Origin of the sequence: Tardiphaga sp. 20_F10_N6_6, assembly GCF_052076045.1 — a bacterium.
Lineage (GTDB): Bacteria > Pseudomonadota > Alphaproteobacteria > Rhizobiales > Xanthobacteraceae > Tardiphaga > Tardiphaga robiniae.
Genome location: NZ_CP197239.1, coordinates 4,251,401 through 4,267,800, shown reverse-complemented (window position 1 = coordinate 4,267,800; position 16,400 = coordinate 4,251,401). Strand labels below are relative to the sequence as shown.

The 16,400-nt window shown below is 61.4% G+C and carries 15 protein-coding genes; 2 read left to right on the top strand and 13 right to left on the bottom strand.

Features of this window, described 5'->3' with window-relative positions:
• Positions 1-104 precede the first annotated feature (104 nt).
• The 6 genes from hpf to AB7813_RS20535 all read right to left on the bottom strand — a co-directional run bounded on the left by hpf (position 105) and on the right by AB7813_RS20535 (position 5,968).
• Positions 105-710: a ribosome hibernation-promoting factor, HPF/YfiA family gene (hpf, locus tag AB7813_RS20560; protein ID WP_089266375.1), complete on the bottom strand. Its 606-nt coding sequence runs from the start codon at positions 708-710 to the stop codon at positions 105-107.
• Positions 711-769: 59 nt separating this feature from the next.
• Complete coding sequence (gene rpoN / locus AB7813_RS20555) at positions 770-2,446, bottom strand: RNA polymerase factor sigma-54 (RefSeq protein WP_175369396.1); 1,677 nt, start codon at positions 2,444-2,446, stop codon at positions 770-772.
• A gap of 90 nt (positions 2,447-2,536) precedes the next feature.
• On the bottom strand, positions 2,537-3,553 hold the full coding sequence (gene lptB / locus AB7813_RS20550) for an LPS export ABC transporter ATP-binding protein (protein WP_120287721.1): 1,017 nt from the start codon (positions 3,551-3,553) through the stop codon (positions 2,537-2,539).
• A 197-nt stretch (positions 3,554-3,750) separates the two neighbouring features.
• On the bottom strand, positions 3,751-4,422 hold the full coding sequence (locus AB7813_RS20545; protein WP_439065940.1) for an LptA/OstA family protein: 672 nt from the start codon (positions 4,420-4,422) through the stop codon (positions 3,751-3,753).
• Between the two features lie 5 nt (positions 4,423-4,427).
• Entirely contained in the window at positions 4,428-5,177 is a 750-nt protein-coding gene (gene lptC / locus AB7813_RS20540) for an LPS export ABC transporter periplasmic protein LptC (RefSeq protein ID WP_439065465.1), read from the bottom strand.
• A gap of 176 nt (positions 5,178-5,353) precedes the next feature.
• Positions 5,354-5,968, bottom strand: a complete 615-nt coding sequence (locus tag AB7813_RS20535; RefSeq protein WP_439065464.1) for a ribonuclease D — start codon at positions 5,966-5,968, stop codon at positions 5,354-5,356.
• 162 nt (positions 5,969-6,130) lie between these two features.
• Between AB7813_RS20535 and AB7813_RS20530 the strand changes: the two genes are divergently transcribed.
• The gene (locus AB7813_RS20530; protein ID WP_439065463.1) at positions 6,131-6,967 is read left to right on the top strand and encodes an NYN domain-containing protein; all 837 of its coding nucleotides are present in this window, start codon (positions 6,131-6,133) and stop codon (positions 6,965-6,967) included.
• Here AB7813_RS20530 and AB7813_RS20525 read toward each other — a convergent pair.
• Genes AB7813_RS20525 through AB7813_RS20515 form a run of 3 tightly spaced genes read right to left on the bottom strand, consistent with a single transcriptional unit; the run spans position 6,949 to position 9,435 of the window.
• Entirely contained in the window at positions 6,949-7,329 is a 381-nt protein-coding gene (locus AB7813_RS20525; protein WP_089266367.1) for a cupin, read from the bottom strand. The genes AB7813_RS20530 and AB7813_RS20525 overlap by 19 nt on opposite strands.
• 24 nt (positions 7,330-7,353) lie before the next feature.
• The gene (locus AB7813_RS20520) at positions 7,354-8,853 is read right to left on the bottom strand and encodes a 4-hydroxyphenylacetate 3-hydroxylase family protein (protein WP_439065462.1); all 1,500 of its coding nucleotides are present in this window, start codon (positions 8,851-8,853) and stop codon (positions 7,354-7,356) included.
• Between the two features lie 51 nt (positions 8,854-8,904).
• On the bottom strand, positions 8,905-9,435 hold the full coding sequence (locus AB7813_RS20515) for a flavin reductase family protein (RefSeq protein ID WP_210269356.1): 531 nt from the start codon (positions 9,433-9,435) through the stop codon (positions 8,905-8,907).
• A gap of 202 nt (positions 9,436-9,637) precedes the next feature.
• Here AB7813_RS20515 and AB7813_RS20510 point away from each other — a divergent pair, with 202 nt between their 5' ends.
• Positions 9,638-10,177, top strand: a complete 540-nt coding sequence (locus tag AB7813_RS20510) for a MarR family winged helix-turn-helix transcriptional regulator (RefSeq protein ID WP_158596735.1) — start codon at positions 9,638-9,640, stop codon at positions 10,175-10,177.
• Positions 10,178-10,204: 27 nt separating this feature from the next.
• Here the strand turns inward: AB7813_RS20510 and AB7813_RS20505 are convergent, their stop codons facing one another.
• Genes AB7813_RS20505 through kdpB form a run of 4 tightly spaced genes read right to left on the bottom strand, consistent with a single transcriptional unit; the run spans position 10,205 to position 16,392 of the window.
• Entirely contained in the window at positions 10,205-10,894 is a 690-nt protein-coding gene (locus tag AB7813_RS20505) for a response regulator (RefSeq protein WP_439060283.1), read from the bottom strand.
• Entirely contained in the window at positions 10,891-13,611 is a 2,721-nt protein-coding gene (locus tag AB7813_RS20500; RefSeq protein WP_439065461.1) for a DUF4118 domain-containing protein, read from the bottom strand. Before AB7813_RS20500 ends, AB7813_RS20505 begins: the two co-directional genes overlap by 4 nt.
• A 40-nt stretch (positions 13,612-13,651) precedes the next feature.
• The gene (locus AB7813_RS20495) at positions 13,652-14,254 is read right to left on the bottom strand and encodes a K(+)-transporting ATPase subunit C (RefSeq protein WP_439065460.1); all 603 of its coding nucleotides are present in this window, start codon (positions 14,252-14,254) and stop codon (positions 13,652-13,654) included.
• 11 nt (positions 14,255-14,265) lie between these two features.
• Positions 14,266-16,392 carry a potassium-transporting ATPase subunit KdpB gene (gene kdpB / locus AB7813_RS20490; RefSeq protein ID WP_441228313.1) on the bottom strand — a complete coding sequence of 709 codons (2,127 nt, stop codon included), beginning with the start codon at positions 16,390-16,392 and terminating at the stop codon, positions 14,266-14,268.
• Positions 16,393-16,400: the final 8 nt, after the last annotated feature.

Below are 16,400 nucleotides of genomic sequence, written 5' to 3'. Positions count from 1 at the left end.
GGACGTACTCTAGCACCGGAACCCCCCATGCGAAATCCATTGACCGGTATAACCCTGTCAAAGGCGGCGGACCATAGGGAGGGGCCGTTTGGGCGTCAATGCCGTCAGGACGGTTTAACCACCGGTGGATCGACCCAACCCACGTTACCGTCGCCTCGGCGGTACACGATATTCACCCGACCGGTACTGCCATGCAGGAATAGCACGACGGCCGCGCCGGTGAAATCAAGTTCCATGACAGCTTCGCTCACCGAGAACCGCTTCAGCGACCTAGTCGATTCGGCAATGATGACCGGATCGTAGCCACTGTCGGCATCGCCCTCATGATCGGGCGCCTCAAGAATGTAGCTCGGCGCGTCCAAAGTCGGGGCCGTGAGTTCGGCCATCGCCTGATTTTCAGCATGCGTCTTGCGCGCGGAACGATCCTTCAGCCGGCTCTTGTAGCGACGCAAACGTTTCTCGATCTGAAGCAGCGCCTGATCGGCGCTGGCGTAAGCATCCGCTGCATTGGAGTCCGCTTCGAGCGTAATTCCGGAATCGAGATGCAACGCACAATCGGTGCGGAAGCCGAAGCCGTCTTTGCTGAGCGTGATGTGACCGGAATAGTTGCCATCGAAATACTTGCGAAGGACCTCATCGGTCCGCTCGCTCACGCGGCCTCGCAAAGCGTCTCCGACATTGATGCTTTTTCCCGAGATACGAAGGGTCATGCTGATGCCTCGATTCTTCTGCCTTGAACCGACAGTATCCCGTTTCCACGGGAGTGCAATCAAGCTGGTGCAGTGTCGCGGGATCGGTCGGGTGCCCTATCGGACGGAGTGGCGGGTGCCGTGAGTGCATTGCCGAGCATACTCTGCTTGTCGCGCCGGCGCTGAACTGAAGACGGGATACGCATGGCTTCACGGTATTTGGCAACGGTACGGCGCGCGATATCAATTCCGGCTTCGCGCAAGCGTTCCACGATCGTGTCGTCCGAAAGAATAAGAGAAGGACTTTCTCCATCAATCAATTGCTTGATGTGATGTCGCACCGCTTCAGCCGAATGCGCTTCGCCACCATCAGCCGACGCTATCGATGCCGTAAAGAAGTATTTCAATTCAAAGCTGCCGCGATTTGTCGCCATGTATTTATTGGCGGTAACGCGCGACACCGTCGATTCATGCATTTGAATGGCATCAGCAACCGCCTTGAGATTCAGCGGCCGAAGATGCGCAACACCCTGCGTGAAGAAGCCATCCTGTTGCCGGACGATCTCGGTCGCAACCTTCAGGATAGTACGCGCGCGCTGATCGAGCGCACGCACCAGCCAGGTCGCATTCTGTAGACAATCCGTGAAGTACGACTTGTCGCCATCCTTGCGGATCGTTTTCGACAATTCGGAATAATAAACCTGGTTCACGAGAACGCGCGGCAGCGTGTCGCTGTTCAACTCAACATGCCAGCCACCATCAGGACCCGGCCGCACATAGACATCAGGTACTACCGTCTGTGTTCGCGCCGAGCCAAACTTCAGACCGGGCTTCGGATCGAGCCTGCGAATCTCGCCGATCATGTCGGTCAGATCTTCGTCGTCGACGCCGCAGATTTTTCTGAGATTGCCGATGTCGCGCTTGGCCAGGAGATCGAGATGCTCGACCAATGCCTGCATCGCGGGGTCGTAACGGTTCTGTTCACGCAACTGGATTGCGAGACATTCGCTGAGACTGCGCGCGCAGACACCCGGCGGATCGAATTTCTGCAACGCACCGAGAACGCTTTGGACATCGTCAACAGAGGCACCCAGCCGCTCATGCACGTCGCCGAGATCTTGCGGCAGGTAGCCGGCCTCATCGACGAGATCGATCAGATACTGACCGATCATGCGCTGCGCGGGCGACGAGAACGCCACCGAGAGCTGTTCGGCGAGATGGCTGCCGAGCGTCACTTCCGCGGCAACGAAGGCCTCGAGATTGTAGCTGTCGTCGTTGGAGGCGCCGCCGCCCCATTCGGTATAGGCGGTCGGAGCAGCGTCTTGTGCGTTGCGTGCGGCGGCTTCGGCCGGCTCTTCGGAAAAGACGTTATCCAGCCCGGTGTCCAGGGTCTGTTCGATCTCGGCGCGGGTGCCGAGTTCGCGGTTCATCCACTCGTCGGGCGCCGGCGCATCGAAGCTGTCGCCGCCTGAACGATCGGAAAAATCGGAATGGTCGCCGCCATCGTCGTGGCCGGAGGCATAGCCCGCCTCATCCTGGCTCGAAAACTCGCTGCGCTCGGGGCTGGCCTCGCCAGCCACCGGCGGCTCAGGACCGTCGCTGGCGCGCTCCAGCAGCGGATTGCGCTCCAGTTCATCTTCGACAAAGGTTGCGAGATCGAGATTCGACAGCTGCAGCAGCTTGATGGCCTGCATCAGCTGCGGCGTCATCACCAGCGACTGGGATTGCCGGAACTCTAGTCTCTGCGTCAGCGCCATGGAGGCAAAAACCGATCCACAAGTTGGTCCGTTTCTTGCTTATCTCTTTCCCGGCCTGATGTACACGGCTTGACGAATTGTAAATTTGGTCTAGAGGCGGAATTCCTCGCCAAGGTAAAGGCGACGCACGTCCGGGTCAGCCACGATCTCCTCAGGAGATCCCTCCGTCAGGATTTCACCAGCATAGACGATGTAGGCGCGGTCTGTCAGCCCCAGCGTTTCGCGCACGTTGTGGTCGGTGATGAGCACGCCGATGCCGCGATTGGTCAAGTGACGGACCAAGTCCTGAATATCCCCCACCGCAATCGGGTCGATGCCGGCAAAGGGCTCGTCGAGCAGCATGTAATTCGGCCGCGTCGCCAGCGCGCGCGCAATTTCAACGCGGCGGCGCTCACCACCGGACAGCGCGATCGACGGCGACTTGCGCAGTCTCTGGATGTTGAACTCTTCGAGCAGCCCGTCGAGCTCGCGCTCGCGCTTCTTGCGGCTGGGCTCGACGACCTCCAGCACCGCACGGATGTTCTGCTCGACCGTGAGGCCGCGAAAAATCGAGGCTTCCTGCGGCAGATAGCCGATGCCGAGGCGCGCACGTTGATACATCGGCAGCTGGGTGACGTCGTGGCCGTCAAGCTCAATGGCGCCGCTGTCGGGCTTGATCAGGCCGGTGATCATGTAGAACACCGTGGTCTTGCCGGCACCGTTCGGTCCGAGCAGGCCGACGGCCTCACCACGACGGACATAAATGCTGACGCCGCGGGTGACCTGGCGTGAGCCGAAGCTCTTTTTCACATTATGGACGGCCAGATAGCCCGCACGCGGGGCAGCTTTTGGTGCGGCGGCGCCGTTGGTCCGGGGCCGCGGCGGCGCCTTGTCCGGACGGCGGGCCGGTGCAGGCTGTGGGGCACGCGGCGCCTCACCCCGGGCCTGCGGAACCTGGGGCGTATCGGCCGGGGCGGTGCGCGCCAGTGGCGGCGCCTCACGGCTGGGATTGCCCAGCATGTCGCCCATGCTGTCGCCGAGCGCCGTGATGTCGACCGGCGACCGCGCAAAACCCTGCGGACCGCGTTTTGGAGCGCGCCGACGGAACATGCCGAGGAAATCAACCATTCGCGCTTCGATCAGCCTCTAAACGTCATCCGCGCCAAGTCGCGGCATGTTCGATCACTGGGAACAGCATGGCGAACTAGATGTCCCTTGCCCAGCCGAACGCCAAGCCTTCCATGTCGATTAAAACAATGGCGATAACGGGTTACGCAGCCAGATTCAACCGGATCCGGCTCGCCCCTATCGATAAACCCTTCGAGTTACTTGGGTTTTCCGCCTCCAGGCCCGGGTATGATCGAGGTCGGGCCACCGCCACCCTTCTGGCCGGACGACTCGAACATGCCCTGGACCCTGCCGCTGTTGGATTCGACGCGTGAGGTGCCCGTGGTCATATCCACGGTCAGACGATCGCCGCGCAGCACATTCTTGCCCTGGGTGAGCACAACATTGCCCTGCATAGTGACGAGATTGGTTCGGGTGTCGAACACCGCCGTCTCGCCGGTGACAACCTGGTCTTTCTGGGTGACGATGACCCCGCCGCGCGCTTCAAGTCGCTTGATCGCCGACGAGCCACCCGGGCCCGGCTGCGCAGCCTTGATCGGTGCCTTGGGCGCAGCCTTGGCCGCCGGCTCGTTCGCGGAGCCACCGCCGTCATAGAAGACCACGAGAGTCTTCGATTTCATCGTGGTGTCGCCCTGCACGACCTTTACATCGCCTGCGAAGGTCGCTTCCTTTTTCTTGTCACGCATTTCCAGCGATGCGGCCTCGATCTGAATGGGCTGATCGCGATTCTGCGAGAAGCCCTGCATGGCATTCGGCACACCCTGCACCGCGCTCTGCGCATGTGCATCGGCTGTCAAAGCCAGCAGGAGCACGGCGATCGCAGCGCCGGTCACCCCGCAGAATCGGACATTACTGACGGGAAAAATCATCACATTCATTTCGCGTTGGCGCGCTTGCCGTTGGCGGCCCGCGGTTTCGCGGGCTCCGGCGCGACTTCGGGCTCTGCCGCGGTCTCAGGCTGAGCCGAAGCATCCGGCGAAGGCGGGTCCATCTTCAGGTTCATCGACACACCGCCCTCGAACCGAACCAGCTCACCGTGTTCCGTGATGCGCATCCGTTGCCCGAGCAAAGTGCCGTTAAGAAGTTTGACATCGACCGGTTCGTCCGACGTGACCGTGCCATTGGCAATATCAATGTTCGCCTGTGTCAGCTTGGCTTCGTAGCCGGTCGTCGTTTGCAGGAAAATATCCTGATACAGATAGAGCATCTGCGATTTCGAATTGAACTTCCCGGTGCGGGCATCCATCGTCATCGTCGACTTGTCTTCCATCATCACCTTGGCGCGCAAGGTCGTTAGTTCGACATTGTCGGGATCTGTCAGATCCTGCGTCGCGGCCTTGGCCCATAACTCATAGGGCCGTCCGTCCGGCGAGAAACCGGCCAGATGCGGCGTCTCCATGGTGATCTTGGTCCCCGAAACGACCAGATTGCCCATATCGAGCGGCAATTTGGCGAGGATCCGGAACGGATTGAAGATCGACACGCCGACAATCGCCGCCATCGACAGGATCACAACGGCAGGGACAGCAATCCGCAGCAGACGCACCAGACGGCTGTGGCGTGCTGCGGCCCTGAACCGCGCATCCATGCCCGCCTGATAGCTGGGAATCTGAACTGAACTCACCGTCGCTCCAACGGGCCATGCCGAAAAGGGCCACACCGAAAGGCCTGCCAAACCGGCGCCAGTCTACGCTGAAATGCACCGGTTTGCAGCCCCGCCCCACCAGAACGAGGAGTATGACCGAAACGCGGCGGGAGGGACCCTGAACTGTTTCAGAAAGTCACTTCGCCGCAGGCTAGTCACGAATGAGCGAAAATGTCCTCGTTTTCCCAGCCCGAGAGGTCGAGTTTGGCCTGGGTCGGAAGGAAGTCGAAACAAGCCTGCGCCAACTCGGTGCGTCCTTCGCGCGCCAGCATGACGTTGAGGCGCTCGCGCAGCCCATGCAGATGCAGCACGTCCGACGCGGCGTAGGACAGCTGCGCCTCGCTGAGTGTCTGGCTGCCCCAGTCGCTCGACTGCTGCTGCTTCGACAGATCGACGCCGAGGACTTCGCGGACCAGATCCTTGAGACCATGCCTGTCGGTATAGGTGCGGCACAGGCGGGAAGCGATCTTGGTGCAATAGACCGGCTCAGGCATGACGCCGAGCGCATTGTAGAGAGCGGCGAGATCGAACCGCGCAAAGTGAAAGATCTTCGTCACCTTGGGATCGCCGAGCAGCTTCTTCAGGTTCGGCGCGTCCGTGTGGCCCATCGGGATCTGCACGACATCGGCACTTCCATCGCCGGGCGAGAGCTGCACCACGCATAGCCGGTCGCGATGCGGATTGAGACCCATGGTCTCGGTGTCGATCGCAACCGAATCGGTGTAGCGGCTCAAATCCGGCAGATCGCCGCGATGCAGGCGGATGGTCATGGTCTCAATTGCCTCTTTCAGCGCCCGCGATTCGCGGGATTTGGGTGACTTTACCGCGCAATGGCCGGGCTGACGAGAGATACGCTCCCCCAGGGATGTTTCGCCTGCAGCAAAAAACTGACAGACTGAGAGAGCCATTCATCCAGCGGGCAGAGGTTGCAGATGAACGTCGCACAGCAGCGTTTGCCCCGTTTCGCGGTCCTGATCGATGCCGACAACACGTCCCCGCAGATTGCTGGCGGCTTGTTCGAGGAAATCTCCAAATTCGGCGAAGCCAGCGTTCGCCGGATCTACGGCGACTTCTCAAGTCCGCAGCTCAGATCCTGGGCCGACATCCTGCAAAAGCACGCCATCGATCCTTATCAGCAGTTCGCCTACACTAAGGGCAAGAACTCGTCCGACATCGCGCTGGTGATCGACGCGATGGACCTGCTGCATAGCGGGCGGTTCGACGGCTTTTGCCTGGTGTCCTCCGATAGCGACTTCACACGTCTCGCCTCACGGCTGCGCGAGCAGGGCGCTGACGTCTATGGCTTCGGCACGCGGAAAACACCCGAGAGTTTTCGGCAGGCGTGCCGACGTTTCATCTATACGGAGAACCTGAGATCCGAGCGCGCGACGGCAAGCACGGAGCAACCGTCAAAGCCGGCAGCCTTGCAAAGCCCCGCTGCCGCAGTTCCCATTCTGGAAAAAGTGGTATCCCAACTGAGCAACGAAGACGGCTGGGTCAATCTGGACCGAGTCGGAGAACAACTTCCGAACACCGTGTCTGACTTCGACGTTCGCACCTACGGCTTCAAGAAGCTGAGCGACCTGGTGCGCAAAATGGAGACATTCGAGGTCGGAGAGGGCTCGACCGGACGTTTGCGACTTCGGGTCAAACCGAAGACGGCCACGCCGGCCGAGGAAAAACCTTCCGAAGAAGCAGCAGTCGCGCCACGAAGAAAGCGCGCCGCCATCAGGAGGAGACGCGAAACGGCTCAGGCCGGGTCGAAATAGTGGATTTCCATCAACACGCAGCCGCCGACCGACTTGAACGGACCGTGATAGGCGCCGGGCGGACGGCAGGCGTAGGTATTCGGCTTGAAGGACTCGCCGCCATTGCCCTGCTTGTCATTGCCGACGATCAGGTCGCCGGTGAACAGGAACACTTCTTCCCAATATTCGTGCACGAACGGCTCGGTGGTGTAGACTCCCGGCTCGAAGCGCAGCAGGCGGGTGCGGCTGCCACGCTTGTTCACTTCGTCGAGCGCCCCCGACAGGATCTTCTGCTGGATGCCTGCCGGATAGCCCGCGGGCGTCTCCCATCCCGAAGACATATCGACGGTGCGGAATTCATCGTGAAGTTTATTGATGGCCATGGTCAGTGTTCCTGAGGGGACAGATCAAGCGACAGCGCGCGGCGAGGCAGCCGGCGCCGTTGAGGTGGAGACTTCATCGGCAAGGTCATAGCTGGACAGCATCTTGTCGAGCAACGCCGCCGACCTCATCCAATCATAGGTGCGGAAGGCATGGCCCTTGGTGACGAAGGTCGCGCCGGCGAAAAACATCTCGTATTGCGAGTGACGCGAGGCGAATTCGGAGCCGACCGCGTCCCAGGCCAGCTTGTAAAACTTGACCTTCTCGGTCGCGCTGGCCGCGGGGGACTGCTGGGTCTTGCCGATCAGACGCGCCAATTCCGGATTGGCAAAATCCTTCACCGAGGACGGCAGCATGATCATGCCGCCGCCGGCGAGCTCGCGCAGCGTGTTGATGACCTTGGAATAGAGCTGCTGGGTGAGGACCTGTGCCGAATACAGCATCGCCCGGTCCGGCACGTAATAGGCGCCGCGCTGCGTGCCCTTGGTCTCCATCGCGACGACGAAGGCTTCGACCATCGACACTTCGGCTGCGAGCTGGCCTAGCATTTCCCTGACCTGCGGGAAGCCGGCGATACCATTGGTCTCGGCGGTCCGGTGCGCAATCCCGATCAGGAAACGCAGCTTCACCGAGAGCCGGATCATGGCCTGATAGTTCTGATACACATGCGCCGGGGTCGCGTGGAACTGCTTCTGGCACATCGCGATGTCATCGACGATGAACACGCGATCCCAAGGCACCTTCACGTCGTCGAAATACAGCACGGCATCGTTTTCATCGAAGCGGCTCGACAGCGGATTGTCGAACACGGATGGCGACGCGGCTTCATAAGACTTGCGCGACAGGACCTTCAGACCCTTGGTGTTCATCGGAACCGCGAAAGACACCGCATATTTCTCGTCGCCGGGCTGCAGCGGCTGGATACAGGTGACGAACACCTCGTTCGCCATGATGCCGCCGGTGGCCAACATCTTGGCGCCACGGATCGTCAGGCCCTCGGCATCGCGCGACACTACGCCCGCCGACAGGAACGGATCGGCCTGCTCGGCCGCGCTCTTGGAGCGGTCGGCCTGCGGGTTGATGATCACATAAGTGAGGTAAAGATCGTTGTCGCGGGCGTAGCGATAGTAATCCGCCAGCGCCTTCGCGCGATCCTTGTCGTAGGCCTCGAATACCTCGACGCCCATATACATGCCGGCGATGCAGGAAGCGACGTGATCCGGCGCGCGGCCCATAAAGCCGGCATGCAGCTCGGTCCAGGCCTCCAGGCCACGGCGGCGATTGACCAGCGCATCATAGCTGCCGGGCAATTCCCAGATCCGGTTGGCTCGGGTGCCAGTCTCGGTCTCGAAAGTCATCAGCTCGCGATTTTCCGGCGCGCTCTGGAAATCGAACATCCGCCCAATCGAGGCCACCGCACCCCGGAACGCCGGATGGGTGGTCACGTCATCCACCAGCTCGCCATCGAGATAGATTTCACGGCCATCGCGCAGGCTCGCGATATGCTGTTCGCCGGTCTTGATCATGGGTTGCCTCGATCACTTTCAGTCATGGATAGCATTTTCAGGTGCGTTATTTCAGTAGTGCATCGGCAGCGGCCATTCCGGGCTGCGCTCGGTGCTTGCAAGGCTGCGATAGGCCCCACGGAAGAAGACCAACGGCTCGTTGGCCGGATAGGCGCTGAACTTCACCACCCGGCCGACGAAGATCACATGGTCCCCGCCGTCATATTGCGCGTATGGCGCACATTCGAAGTGTGCGAGCGCGCCGGCGATCAGGGGCGCCGCCTCATGGCCCAGCGTATGCTCGACCGCCGCCCACTTGTCGCCGAGCGCCCTGGCGAACTTGTTCGACAGATGCTCTTGGTCGCGGCCGAGGATGTTCACGGCATAACCCTTGGCCTCGGTCATCGCCTTGAGGCTGAAGGCCTTGCGGTCGATCGAGAACAGGATCAGCGGTGGGTCCACCGAGACCGAGTTGAACGAACTCATGGTCAAGCCGATCGCCTGGCCATCGGCCGCTTCGGCCGTGATCACGGCGACGCCGGTGGCAAACTGTCCGAGCGCCTGTCGGAAGGCGCGAGGATCCACGTCCGCAGTGGCGCCCATGGTCATCTCCTGATCGCGAAACCTGAACGACGCGCATTAGCTTTATAACAAAGCTATATTATCGAACGAAAGTGCGCGCTGTCAAGCATGGCTGGCCTGCTATCAAAACGCACTGGTTCCAACTTGTTTGTGCGTAACGCCGCCGCTATACGACTCATAGGTGTGCGGGGACCTGATGGCGATTAAGAGCAAATCACGTAAAATGAAGGTAGAACCGACGATTTCGCGGCCACAATTGATGGTCGACGGATCGGATCGGGCTTTCCGTCAATTTGTCCATGACACATTGGCGTTTTCGGCGCGGCTTCAGGCTGTGCGCGGGCAACTCGGCGCAGTGATCGGCCTGTCCGGCACGCAATACACTGTGCTGATCGCCATTGCTCATTTGAGCGGCACGGATGAGAAGATCGGCGTCAATCAGGTCGCCGAGCATCTGCACTTCAGCGGCGCGTTCATTACAATCGAGATCAACAAGCTGGTATCAAACGGCCTTGTTGAAAAAGAGACCGATGAGGAAGATCGCCGCCGTGTCATTCTGACCATCACGCCGAAAGCGCGCGCGCTGCTCAATGAATTGGCACCCGTTCAGCGTCCGGTGAACGATATGCTGTTTCGCAGCATGTCGGCTGCGGATTTCGAGCGAACGCGCAAGCTGATGTCGGAGATGGTGGACGCCGCCGACGAGGCGATCCGGCTGCTGGACTACAACGCACCGGCATCGGTCGCCCGGCAGACCAAATAACCTGCTGTTTGACGGCTTTGTCGTTAGCTATTCTCCGGCGCGCAGCCGGTAGCCGATACCCGTTTCGGTCAGGACGAATTGCGGGCGCTCCGGATCGAGCTCGATCTTTTGACGCAGCTGGCGGACATAAACGCGCAGATATTGCGCGTCGGTGAGCTCGTCCCACAATTCCTTCAGCAGAAACCGATGGGTCAGCACCTTGCCGGCATGCTGCACCAGGACCCGCAGCAACTCATATTCCTTTGGTGACAGTTTCACCTCACGGTCACCCACCTTGACGATGCGGCGCACCAGATCGACCGACAATTCCCCGGAGCGGAATACCGGCCGCTCGCCATGAACCTGTAGCTGATGCCTGAGCGCAGCCCGCATGCGCGCAAGTAACTCATCCATGCCGAACGGCTTGGTGAGATAGTCGTCGGCACCGAGATCGAGCGCCTGTACCTTGCCAGCCTCGTCCCCGCGGCTCGACAGCACCACGATCGGCACGCTGTCATCGCGGGCACGAATCATCTGCAGCAGATCGTGGCCCTGGATGTCCGGCAGGCCGAGATCAAGGATGATCACGGCCGGTTTCTCCGCCAGTTTCTCCAGCGCGATCTTGCCGTTGCTGGCCTCAAGGATGTCATAGCCCTGGGTGCTGAGGCCCATGCGCAGCAATTTGCGGATCGGCGGCTCATCATCGATAACCAGGACCTTGATGGCGGCGGTGTTCATGCGGCGGTGTCCAGAGCTTCAGAGGCCGGCGGGATGGGAAGGCGGATGGTCAGCACGGCGCCTGATCGGTCGGCGCGATTGGTGGCCGAAATGGTGCCATGCATTGCCTCAACAAAGCCCCGGGAGATCGCAAGGCCGAGGCCGGTGCCCGCCCGAACGTGATCGCCCTTGTTGGCGCGATAGAATTTATCGAACACCTGCTCGAGATCGGCGGGTGGAATGCCTGCCCCCTCGTCCGTCACCTGCAGCGAGACTGAGTCCGCATCGCGTATGGCCCTGATCGTGATGGTGGTGTCATCCGGGGCATATTTCGCGGCATTATCAAGCAAATTGAACAGCACCTGCTCGAACAGGACCGCATCGAGCTCCAGCATGGGCAGGTTTGGCGCCAGATCGAGCGCGACGCGATGCCTGCTGAGGATCTTGCCGGCCCGGCGCAGCGCGCTGCCGACGATCTCCGCGAGATCCTGCAGCGTTGCATTCGGCACCACGGCACCGGACTCCAGTTTGGTCATATCCAGCAGATTAGCGATGAAACGGTTCAGCCGCTCGGATTCGTCGATCACCGTGCCGAGCAGATCGGCCTTCTCGGCCTCGCTGAGCTTCGACGATAGATCGCGCAGCGTGGAAGCCGCACCGAGCACGGAGGCCAGCGGCGTCTTCAGATCATGCGAGATCGAGGTCAGCAGAGCCTGACGCAGCCGGTCAGATTCGACGTTGCGCTCGGCGCGGTCCATGTCTTCGACGAGCTGTACGCGCTCGATGGCGAGTGCGCTCTGATCCACAAGCGCATCCAGCAACCGGCGCTGGTCGGGTGTCAGCAATGGCCCCGTGCGATCATCGTCGATGCCGATCACACCGATCGGTCCACGACCGGTCCGCATCGGCAGAAACAGCCGCTTCGCACCGGGCAATGTTTCAGAGCCACGACCGGCGGGGCGATCATTGCTCCAGGCCCAGTTGGCAGCGGCCAGATCCGCCTTGTCCAATTCGTCCTCAGGCGGATATCCGGCCTTGACGGTGATCACACCCTGCTCCGGCAACAGCAACACAACCCGCACCTTCAGCATCAATGCGATCTGATACGCGCTCGCCCACAGCACGTCGTCAAGCGCCGCCGTACCCGCGAGTTTGCGGCTGAACGCATAGAGCGACTCGGTTGTGCGCACACGGCCAAAGGCCGAGACGGCCTGGGTGCGCACCCGCGCCGCGACATTGGACACGAGAATGGCGATCAGCATGAAGAAGAAGAAGGCCGCCACATTGGTCGGATCGGTGATGGTAAGCGTATAGACCGGTGGCAGGAAGAAAAAATTATAGCTCAGCGATGCCACGACGCTCGCCAGCAGCGATGGCCAGAGACCAAAGCGCACGGCGACGCCGACCACGGCGGTGAGAAACATCAGATCGACATTCTCGATCCCGAAGATCGGACGCAGCAGCGTTGCGGCCCCAAGAGCCAGCGCCACGACTGCCAGCGCCGCAATATAGGGCTTTGCATCGAACGGCTCGACGCGATCGGTCATCTGCGCACGTTTCGCAGCCGGCTCCGTTGGCAACGCATCGCCGGCGATCACATGCACACTGATATTGCCGGCGCGCCGCACGAGATCATGCACCACCGAACCGCGCACCAGCTCGAACCACCACGACCGTGATGCCTTGCCAATCACAATCTGGGTAACGTTGTTGGCATGGGCATAACCGAGCAGATCGTCGGCGATGCGCCGGCCTGCGCCCGGAATCGTCAGCGCGTCGGCGCCAAGTGCCTCGGCAAGCCGCAGCGTATCGGCCAGCCGGTCGCGCTGTTCTTCGGTGAGTTGAAGGCTGCGTCGCGTCTCGATGCTGACCGCCGTCCACGGCGCGTGAAGCCGATCCGCGAGACGCTTGGTGTAGCGCACCAGCCCGGCTGAGCGCGGGTCCTCACTGATACAGACCAGAATGCGTTCGCCGGCAGCCCACGGGCCGGCAATGGCATTGGCCTGCATATGCGTGAGCAATTGCTCATCGACCCGGTCGGCCGTGCGGCGCAACGCCAGCTCGCGCAACGCCGTGAGATTGCCGGGCGAGAAATAATGTTCCAGCGCACGCTCGGCCTGTTTGGGAACGTAGACCTTGCCTTCCTTCAGGCGCTGGATCAGATCGTCCGGGGTGAGGTCGATCAGCTCGATGGCGTCGGCACGATCGAACACCGAATCCGGCACGGTCTCGCGCACCCGCACATGGGTGATCTGGGCGACCACATCATTCAGGCTTTCGATGTGCTGGATATTGACTGCCGTGTAGACGTCGATCCCTGCGGCCAATAATTCCGCGACGTCGAGATAACGTTTTGGATGCCGGCTGCCGGGCGCATTGGTATGGGCGAGTTCATCGACCAATGCGATCTGCGGGCGCCGCGCGATCAGCGCATCGAGGTCCATCTCCTCGAGGACCTGACCCTTGTGATCGATCCGGCGCCGGGGAATGACTTCAAGACCCGTGAGCAGCGCCTCGGTCTCCGCGCGGCCGTGAGTCTCGACGACACCGACCACCACATCGACACCCGCCTTGCGCCTGGCATGGGCGCTTTGCAGCATCTCGTAAGTCTTGCCGACGCCGGGAGCGGCGCCGACAAAAATCTTCAACCGCCCGGCCGCACCTTCCTCGCGCCTCGCTGTTTCCAGCAAGGCTTCAGGCGAAGGTCGTTGATCGGGATCGCGGCGCTGATTTGCCATAAGGCAATATAGTCTCCGCTACGGCTGCGGCCTAGACGGCCTACTTCAGTGCGGCGTCCAGCGCGAGATTCAAGGCAAGAACGTTAACGCGTGGTTCGCCTAGCAGACCGCCGAGGCGGCCTTCGACCTTATCTGTCACCAGCTGGCGAACGCGGTCCTCCGGCAGCTTGCGCGCCTTGGCGACGCGAGGCACCTGAAACAGCGCACCCTCCGGCGAAATGTTCGGGTCGAGACCGCTGCCCGAGGTGGTCACGAGATCGATCGGCACCGGCATCGACGGGTTCTCTGCCTTCAGTTTCTCGACGTCCTCCTTCACGCGGTCGATCAGCGCCTTGCTGGTCGGGCCGAGATTGGAGCCCATCGAGTTGATGGCATTGTAAGGCTGCGGCACCGTCTTTGTGGAATCCTGCGGGTCGGGACCCAGGGTCGCCGACGGGCGGCCGTGGAAGTATTCCTCACCCTTGAATTCCTGACCGATCAGGGACGAGCCGACAACCTTGCCGTCCCGTTCGATGAGGCTGCCTTGCGCCTGGTTCGGCATGATCGCTTCAGCGACGCCCGTCATCGCGAGCGGGTAGCCGAGACCGGTGATGGCCGTGAGGCCGAGCAGCAGAACGATGGCTGGGCGAATTTCTCTCAACATAATGTAGCTCCTCAAACCAGGTGCAGGGCGGTGACGACGAGGTCAATCGCCTTGATGCCGATGAACGGAACGATGATGCCGCCGAGGCCGTAGATCAGTAGGTTGCGGCCGAGCAGTGCGCCGGCGCCGATCGGGCGATAGGCGACGCCTTTCAGGGCGAGCGGGATCAGCGCAATGATGATGATCGCGTTGAAGATGATGGCCGACAGGATGGCGCTCTGCGGGCTCGCCAGCTTCATGATGTTAAGCGCTTCAAGCTGCGGATAGAAGGCGAGGAAGATCGCCGGGATAATGGCGAAGTATTTCGCCACGTCATTGGCGATCGAGAACGTGGTCAGCGCACCTCGCGTCATCAGGAGCTGCTTGCCGATTTCGACGACCTCGATGAGCTTGGTCGGATTGGAGTCCAGATCGACCATGTTGCCCGCCTCGCGCGCCGCCTGCGTGCCGGTGTTCATCGCGACGCCCACATCGGCCTGCGCCAGTGCCGGCGCGTCGTTGGTGCCGTCGCCGCACATCGCCACCAACTTGCCCTTGGCCTGCTCGTCGCGGATAAGCTGCAGCTTGTCCTCGGGTGTCGCCTGCGCCAGGAAATCATCGACGCCGGCTTCGGCTGCGATGGCTGCAGCGGTCATCGGATTGTCGCCGGTGATCATGATGGTGCGGATGCCCATGCGGCGCAGTTCGGCGAAACGCTCACGGATGCCGCCCTTGACGATATCCTTCAGATGGATGACGCCGAGCAGCTTGCCATCGCGCGCAACCGCCAACGGGGTGCCGCCGCCCTTTGCAATCTCGTCGGAGATCGCCTGGATTTCACGTGCCGTGTCCGACGACATCGCGGCCGGCTGCATCGCACGCACGGTGTTGCCGGACGCCACGGCGAACGACGCGCCACCGTTGACGTAAGCGAGTATCGAATCCACCGCTCCCTTGCGGACCGACGAGCCACCGGCATCGACACCGCTCATTCGGGTCTGTGCGGTGAACGGCACGAAAGTCGCTGACAGTTCGGCCATGTCGCGGCCGCGGATGCCGTATTTCTCCTTGACCAGCACGACGATGGAGCGGCCTTCCGGGGTTTCGTCCGCGAGCGATGCAAGCTGCGCCGCATCGGCGAGTTCCTGTTCGGTCACGCCGCGCACCGGACGGAAGGCTGTCGCCTGACGATTGCCGAGCGTGATGGTGCCGGTCTTGTCGAGCAGCAGCGTATCGACGTCGCCGGCAGCTTCCACCGCACGACCGGACATCGCCAGCACGTTGAAGCGCACCAGACGATCCATGCCGGCAATGCCGATCGCCGACAACAGCGCGCCGATGGTGGTCGGGATCAGGGTCACGAACAAAGCCACCAACACCACCACCGAGATCGAACCACCAGCATAAGCCGCATAGCTCGGGATCGTCACCGTGGCGAAGACGAAAATGATGGTGAGGCCGACCAGCAGGATGTTCAGTGCGATCTCGTTCGGTGTCTTCTGCCGCTCGGCGCCTTCGACCAGCTTGATCATGCGGTCGATAAAAGTCGAGCCTTGCGCCGCGGTGATGCGGACGCGAATCCAGTCGGACAGCACCTGCGTGCCGCCGGTCACCGCCGAGCGATCGCCGCCGGATTCACGAATGACAGGTGCAGACTCGCCGGTGATCGCCGCCTCATTAACTGAAGCCACGCCTTCGATCACTTCACCGTCGGACGGGATGTTGTCGCCGGCTTCCACCAGCACGACATCGCCGACCTTCAGGCTGGTGCCCGAGACCATGCGGTAGCTCTTGTCGCCGCTGTCGCTGCCGGTGAGCAGCTTGGCCTGGCTTTCGGTGCGGGTCTTCTTCAGCGATTCCGCCTGCGCCTTGCCGCGCCCTTCGGCGACGGCTTCGGCAAAGTTGGCGAACAGCACCGTGAACCAGAGCCAGAGGATGATCTGGAACGCAAATCCCAGATCGCTTCCGCCGGTGATGACGTTCTTGATGAAGATCACCGTGGTGAGTGCGGCGACGACCTCGACCACGAACATCACGGGATTCTTGATCATCAGCCGCGGATCAAGCTTTTTGAAAGCCGAGCCGATGGCTGGGATGACAATTTCCGAATCGAGCATGGCCGAGACCGGCACCCGCTTCTGCAGTTTCAACGTTTCCATGGACATAA

What these genes read in the sequence shown, in the direction of transcription:
- AB7813_RS20495 (WP_439065460.1), bottom strand. Translation starts at nt 14,254, where the DNA reads ATGTTGAGAGAAATTCGCCCAGCCATCGTTCTGCTGCTCGGCCTCACG.
- AB7813_RS20510 (WP_158596735.1), top strand. Translation starts at nt 9,638, where the DNA reads ATGAAGGTAGAACCGACGATTTCGCGGCCACAATTGATGGTCGACGGA.
- AB7813_RS20535 (WP_439065464.1), bottom strand. Translation starts at nt 5,968, where the DNA reads ATGACCATCCGCCTGCATCGCGGCGATCTGCCGGATTTGAGCCGCTAC.
- rpoN (WP_175369396.1), bottom strand. Translation starts at nt 2,446, where the DNA reads ATGGCGCTGACGCAGAGACTAGAGTTCCGGCAATCCCAGTCGCTGGTG.
- AB7813_RS20515 (WP_210269356.1), bottom strand. Translation starts at nt 9,435, where the DNA reads ATGGGCGCCACTGCGGACGTGGATCCTCGCGCCTTCCGACAGGCGCTC.
- AB7813_RS20530 (WP_439065463.1), top strand. Translation starts at nt 6,131, where the DNA reads ATGAACGTCGCACAGCAGCGTTTGCCCCGTTTCGCGGTCCTGATCGAT.
- hpf (WP_089266375.1), bottom strand. Translation starts at nt 710, where the DNA reads ATGACCCTTCGTATCTCGGGAAAAAGCATCAATGTCGGAGACGCTTTG.
- kdpB (WP_441228313.1), bottom strand. Translation starts at nt 16,392, where the DNA reads ATGGAAACGTTGAAACTGCAGAAGCGGGTGCCGGTCTCGGCCATGCTC.
- AB7813_RS20545 (WP_439065940.1), bottom strand. Translation starts at nt 4,422, where the DNA reads ATGATTTTTCCCGTCAGTAATGTCCGATTCTGCGGGGTGACCGGCGCT.
- AB7813_RS20520 (WP_439065462.1), bottom strand. Translation starts at nt 8,853, where the DNA reads ATGATCAAGACCGGCGAACAGCATATCGCGAGCCTGCGCGATGGCCGT.
- AB7813_RS20505 (WP_439060283.1), bottom strand. Translation starts at nt 10,894, where the DNA reads ATGAACACCGCCGCCATCAAGGTCCTGGTTATCGATGATGAGCCGCCG.
- AB7813_RS20500 (WP_439065461.1), bottom strand. Translation starts at nt 13,611, where the DNA reads ATGGCAAATCAGCGCCGCGATCCCGATCAACGACCTTCGCCTGAAGCC.
- lptB (WP_120287721.1), bottom strand. Translation starts at nt 3,553, where the DNA reads ATGGTTGATTTCCTCGGCATGTTCCGTCGGCGCGCTCCAAAACGCGGT.
- AB7813_RS20525 (WP_089266367.1), bottom strand. Translation starts at nt 7,329, where the DNA reads ATGGCCATCAATAAACTTCACGATGAATTCCGCACCGTCGATATGTCT.